Origin of the sequence: uncultured Novosphingobium sp. (assembly GCF_964277725.1) — a bacterium.
Lineage (GTDB): Bacteria > Pseudomonadota > Alphaproteobacteria > Sphingomonadales > Sphingomonadaceae > Novosphingobium > Novosphingobium fluoreni.
On record NZ_CAXYKL010000120.1, the window covers coordinates 1 to 3,712 of the forward strand.

Genomic DNA, 3,712 nt, shown 5'->3' on the forward strand with positions numbered 1-3,712 from the left:
GATAGGGCCCGTGATGCCCCGCCTCGAACGAGCGGATCGGCTTGAAAGTGTTATCCTCGATCAGGTCGAACATCGCCACCTGGCGTTCCTGCTCGATATCCGAATTGCGCCACAGGATGGTCGCATCGTCTAGCTCGATATGGGAAATGCGCAGGTCCGGCATCGCCGCGCCTTACGCTTTTGTGGCAGATTGGCCAAGCGGATCGCGGGCATCCCCATATCGCGCCACAGTTCACAAGCTGTGGAATAATAAGCTCGGCAAAGCCGCTTGCCGCCTGCCCGTGTCAGGTTCAAAATCGGCGGCTTATGGCAACGGCACCTTCTCTCATCCGCGATGCGGACGTCCCGGCGATTCGCGCGCTACCTTCCAACGTGGAGGCCGAAGCGGCGTTCCTGGGCGCTGTTCTGATCGACAATCGCGTGATCGAGGAACTGCAGATTCAGCTGACCCCGCGCCACTTCTTCGAACCGGTGCATGCCCGCATCTACGAGCGAATCATGCAGCTGCTCGATCGCAAGGCAGTTGTCACCCCAGTCACGCTGCGGCCCTATTTCGATGCGGACGAATCGCTGAAAGAGCTGGGCGGCGTGGCCTACCTCGCGCGGCTGACGGCGGACGGGCAAGGCCTGCTGGCCCCGCGTGAACTGGCGGAACAGATCTATGATCTGGCGCTGCTGCGCGAACTCGTCTCGGTGGGGCGCGGCCTGGTCGAAGGGGCGATGGACACGTCCGAATCGGTCGAGCCGATGCAGCAGATCGAGCAGGCTGAGGCATCGCTCTACAAAGTGGCCGAAGGCGCGGCAGGCGCGAACGAGGCCAAGAATTTCGGCGCGGCCACCCGCGTGGCGATCGCCTCGATCGAAAAGGCGTTCAATTCGGGCGGCCACATCTCGGGCAAGACCACCGGCCTCAATTCGGTGAACGAGAAGATCGGCGGCCTGCACGATTCCGACTTGATCATCCTCGCCGGTCGTCCCGGCATGGGCAAGACCTCGCTCGCCACCAACATCGCCTTCAACGCCGCCGACCGCCTGCGCCGCGATATCGCCGACGGCATCCCGATCGAGCAGTCGGTGGGTGCGGCCTGCGCCTTTTTCAGCCTGGAAATGAGCGCGGACCAGCTCGCCACGCGTATTCTGGCGGAGCAATCCGGCATCAGTTCCGAAGCGCTGCGCATGGGCAAGATCAGCCGTGAGGACTTTCAGCAGCTGTCCTTCGCCAGCCAGCGCCTGGCCGAGCTGCCCCTGTTCATCGACGATACGCCGGCCCTCACCATCGCCGCGCTGCGCACCCGCTCGCGGCGACTCAAGCGGCGGCACAACATTGGGCTGATCGTGGTCGACTACTTGCAGCTGCTGCAGGGCACGGGCCGCGCCAACGACAACCGCGTGAACGAGATTTCCGAGATTTCGCGCGGCCTCAAGACCCTGGCCAAGGAACTGCAGCTGCCGGTGATCGCCCTGTCGCAGCTGAGCCGCGCGGTGGAGCAGCGCGAGGACAAGCGGCCGATGCTGTCCGACCTTCGCGAATCCGGCTCGATCGAGCAGGACGCCGACATGGTCTGGTTCGTCTACCGCGAAGATTATTACGTGAAGGCGACCGAGCCCAAGTACCCGACCGAAACCGATCCACCAGACGTCCATACCAAGTGGGAAGCCTGGCGCGAAAAGATGGAGCAGGTGACCGGTCTATCGGAACTGCTGATCGCCAAGCAGCGTCACGGCGCGACGGGCAAGGTGCGCATGCGTTTCGAGGCGCGGATCACCCGGTTCTCCGATCTTGCCGACGATTCGATGGCGCACGCCTACGACGATTGAGGGTCACGCCAGGAAGCGGGCGGAGACATCCTTCGGCACGCGCATTACCCGCTCCGTCGCCAGGTCCAGCATCGCCCATTGCGTTCGCGCCTTGACGATCACTTTGCCGGCGGCATTGCGGAACTCATAGCGGCGTTCGAAGCGCGCGCCCTCGGGCGGGGCTTCTACCCAGGTGGTCGCCTCAGTGCTTTCGCCTTCGCGGATGTTGCCGCGATAATCTATTTCGTGGCGCACCACGAGCCAGACGTAAGCGGCCTGGTGCTCTGGGGCGGCAACGGCTTCCCAATGCGCCGTGGCCAGTGCCTCCATCCATTGCACCCAGACCGCATTGTTGACGTGGCCCATCCGGTCGATGTGATCGGGCTGGGCGGTGAAGGAGAGGGTGAACGAACTCATCCAAGCCTCTGTTCGTGTCGAGCGAAGTCGCGATACGAGAGCGCGGCACCGGCGTGTCTCGACTTCGCTCGACACGAACGGGAGGGTGGCGTGAGGCTCTCCCCTCCCGCCTGCGGGAGGGGTTGGGGGAGGGCTTGTTGCCCTTGCCGCGAAACTGTTGCTGCGGGGAGAAAGAACAGGCCCTCTCCCGGCCCCTCCCGCAGGCGGGAGGGGAGTTCAAGGACAGCCTTGCTCCGCTGGCTGATCAGCTTTCCACTCCCAGCTGCCACAGGATGAAGGCGAACTCTTCCGCAGTCTCGTGCAGGCTTTCGAACCGGCCCGACTTGCCGCCATGTCCCGCGCCCATGTTGGTCTTCAGGATCAATTCATTATTATCGGTCTTCAACTCGCGCAGGCGGGCCACCCACTTGGCGGGCTCCCAATATGTGACTCGCGGGTCATTCAGGCCGGCGGTGACCATAATCGGCGGATAGGCCTGTGCCGAAACCTGATCATAAGGGCTGTAGCTGCGAATCAGCTCGAAGGCTGCCTGGTCCTCAATGGGATTGCCCCATTCCGGCCATTCGCCGGGCGTCAGCGGCAGCGAGGCGTCCAGCATCGTCGCCAGCACGTCCACGAAAGGAACATGCGCCACGACTGCGCCGAACAAGTGCGGGTCGGAGTTGACCACAGCGCCCATCAGTTCGCCACCGGCCGATCCGCCGGAGATGCTGATCTTGCCCTCTGCGGTATAGCCGCGTTCCACCAATCCCTTCGCGACATCGACGAAATCGTTGAAGGTGTTGGTGCGCCGCTCAAGCTTGCCCGCCTTGTACCAGGCACGACCCAGGTCGTCACCGCCACGGATATGCGCGATGGCGTACGCGAACCCGCGATCGACCAGGCTGAGCCGCGCGGTGGAGAAGCCGGGATCGATCGAGATGCCGTAAGCGCCGTAGCCGTACAAGTGCAGCGGCCCGCCATCTTCACGGTCCTTGCGCATCACCACGCTGACCGGGATGTTCGTGCCGTCCCGCGCCTCGATTTCCAGCCGCTCGGTCTTGTAGAGGCTTTCGTCGTAGCCTGTGGGGATTTGCTGGACCTTCAGCGTCTCCAGCCGACCATCGGCGACGTGATAGTCGAACACGGTGGCCGGGCTGACCATCGATTCGTAGGAGATGCGCAGGCGATCCATGTCCCATTCGGGATTGTCGCCCAGCCCCGCCGAATAGCTCGCCTCAGGGAAGGCGATCGGCTGGAATTCTTCTTCCTCGTACCAATGCAGCTCGATCTTATCGAGCCCGGCACGGCGGCCTTCGATCACGAAGAAATCTTTGAACAGGTCGACGCCCGTCAGGTAGAATTCGTCCGACCCCTCGATTAAAGTGGTCCACTCGCCCGGATTGTCGAGCGGGGCGGTGGCGAGGCGGAAGTTCTCGTGCGTGTCGTTGGTGTGGATGTAGAGCACGCCCTCCCGCTCATCGACGTCGTATTCCACGCCCTTCTGGCGCGGCTTGAC

At 63.3% G+C, this 3,712-nt stretch carries 4 protein-coding genes; 1 reads left to right on the forward strand and 3 read right to left on the reverse strand.

Translation table 11 applies throughout. The features are described 5' to 3' along the window. A partial coding sequence (locus ACHWRX_RS07070) for a UPF0262 family protein (protein WP_394658663.1) occupies window positions 1-163 on the reverse strand: 163 nt, incomplete at its 3' end. Between the two features lie 143 nt (window positions 164-306). Here ACHWRX_RS07070 and ACHWRX_RS07075 point away from each other — a divergent pair. Continuing rightward, a complete protein-coding gene (locus tag ACHWRX_RS07075) occupies window positions 307-1,818 on the forward strand; it encodes a replicative DNA helicase (RefSeq protein ID WP_183617141.1) in 1,512 nt (503 codons plus the stop codon). Between the two features lie 3 nt (window positions 1,819-1,821). Here the strand turns inward: ACHWRX_RS07075 and ACHWRX_RS07080 are convergent, their stop codons facing one another. Together ACHWRX_RS07080 and ACHWRX_RS07085 are read right to left on the reverse strand one after the other, a co-directional pair. Beyond that, window positions 1,822-2,214 (reverse strand): acyl-CoA thioesterase, encoded by a 393-nt coding sequence (locus ACHWRX_RS07080; protein WP_394658661.1) that lies wholly within the window; start codon window positions 2,212-2,214, stop codon window positions 1,822-1,824. Between the two features lie 244 nt (window positions 2,215-2,458). Beyond that, a partial coding sequence (locus ACHWRX_RS07085; RefSeq protein WP_394658662.1) for a S9 family peptidase occupies window positions 2,459-3,712 on the reverse strand: 1,254 nt, incomplete at its 5' end.